Genomic DNA, 536 nt, shown 5'->3' on the forward strand with positions numbered 1-536 from the left:
AGAATAAAGAATAAAGATACTCGCGTCCACTATACAGTTCTCACACAACACCACCAGGCCACCACAACACACACAAACACATGCACGTACCGCAGCAAACCAAGCAACACAATCAAGGACACCACCAGACCACACAACAAACCCACACACAACCGTGTCATACACAGTCATCCATGAACCCAATTTGTGCGCCTGAAAAAACGTGATCATCCCAGACACCCAACAGCATGCCAACACACCATGTTCTCGCACCCACCACCACACAACACACACAAGCATGCATGCAGCAGTTTGTTTCTTCTTTGGTTTCTTTTGTTGTGTTCACAACCCCCAACCACCACCAAACGGTGACCAGACAAAAGGTTGTGTGGTGTTGCTCCACCCGGATTCAAAAATAATTAAAAGTAATGCTCCTTAGAAAGGAGGTGATCCAGCCGCACCTTCCGGTACGGCTACCTTGTTACGACTTCGTCCCAATCGCCGATCCCACCTTCGACCACTCCCTCCCACAAAGGGGTTAGGCCATGGGCTTCGGG

General features: G+C 49.6%; 1 protein-coding gene and 1 rRNA gene. Both read right to left on the reverse strand.

Features of this window, described 5'->3' with window-relative positions; translation table 11 throughout:
- Positions 1–210, reverse strand: a 210-nt coding sequence (locus NQ050_RS11030; protein WP_257039389.1) for a hypothetical protein, incomplete at its 3' end; no start/stop codon positions are given.
- Positions 211–418: 208 nt separating this feature from the next.
- Positions 419–536 (reverse strand): 16S ribosomal RNA (locus NQ050_RS11035); the annotation flags it as partial.

Source organism: Corynebacterium sp. 122RC1 (assembly GCF_024580955.1).
In the GTDB taxonomy this organism is placed as follows: Bacteria; Actinomycetota; Actinomycetes; order Mycobacteriales; family Mycobacteriaceae; genus Corynebacterium; species Corynebacterium kozikiae.